The 1,178-nt window shown below is 69.9% G+C and carries 1 pseudogene; it reads right to left on the bottom strand.

The annotated features are described in order from the left end of the window. Window positions 1–169: 169 nt before the first annotated feature. Window positions 170–1,178 (bottom strand): annotated as a pseudogene (locus tag ACIBEF_RS32555) (hypothetical protein); the annotation flags it as partial.

The raw sequence follows: 1,178 nt of genomic DNA, 5'->3' as shown, positions 1-1,178 counted from the left end.
GCTGAGCCCAAGAAACCGCGCTAACCGACTGCTGCACGTCGCGGCCCGGATCACCCGCACCGCCCGCCGAGCCCGTCTCGCTATCGCCAACGGCTGGCCCTGGACCGACGCGTTGATGCCCGAGGCCACAACCTCACCAACTGAGACACCCCCTTAGCGAGATAGCCCTTCAGCGGTGGGGTGGCGCTGATGTGCCTGGTGTCGTGGTGTGCGGTGGGGATGTGCGCGAAGGCGAGGCTGATCGGGGACGGGTGGGGGTGGGGAAATAGCCGCGGTCCTCGCGGTTGGCGGCTCTCGGCTGTGCTGAGGCAGTAACGGTCGACAGCCGCGCTGCGGCGGCGATGCCCGCCGATGTCGTGGTTGGGGTGCCCGCCGGTGGCGCGGTTGGGGTGGCGGCTGGTGGCATGGTTGGGGTGGGGAGGCGCCAGGGGGCGATTCTGTCAGTCTTGGTGACAGTGGTGGGCGCTGATGGTGGCGGTGGCGGGTTTTCAGCGAGGTGTGGGGGCTGCCCTGGAGGGTTGAGAAGCTCGGCGATGCTCAGTACACGCCCGGGGCCGGTCAGGGCGGTGGGACCGGTCAGGGTGGTGGGGCCGGTCAGGGTGGTGGTGGTGTTCCCTGCGGGGACGGGCCGGGCAGGGACGGCTGCTGCGGGTTGCAGCCGCCATTTGCCGTCGGGGAGCGCGGTTGGGTTGTGGTGCAGGCCGTGCGCGGCCAACGCGGTGACCAACGCCGGATCCGGCGCCGCCACCCGCCCCCCGTGGGCCGAGGAGTCCCGCAGTCTTTTCACCAGTTGGCCGATGGGAACAGGGACGGTATGACCGGGCAGCGTCACTGTGGTGTTCGGCGTGATGCGGGTGCCTGCCGGCAGGCGGTTCAACGCCTGCGCATAGACCTGATCGGGCCAGGTGATTCTGGCGCCGCGGGGTAGCAGCCGCCATTTGCCGTCGGGGAGCGTGGTCGGGTTGTGGTGCAGGCCGTGCGCGGCCAACGCGGCGACCAACACCGGATCCGGCGCCGCCGCCCGCCCCCCGGTGGCCGCGATGTTCCGCAGTCTTTTCACCAGTTGGCCGATGGGAACAGGGACGCTATGACCAGGCAGCGTCACTGTGGTGTCGTTTGTGATGGGGGTGCCTACCGGGTGGCGGTCCAATGCCTGCGCAAAGAGCTGATCGGTCCGG

The organism is Micromonospora sp. NPDC050795, assembly GCF_044456785.1.
Lineage (GTDB): Bacteria > Actinomycetota > Actinomycetes > Mycobacteriales > Micromonosporaceae > Micromonospora.
The sequence above is the reverse complement of the archived record's forward strand: the minus strand, read 5'-3'. Positions and strand labels throughout refer to the sequence as shown.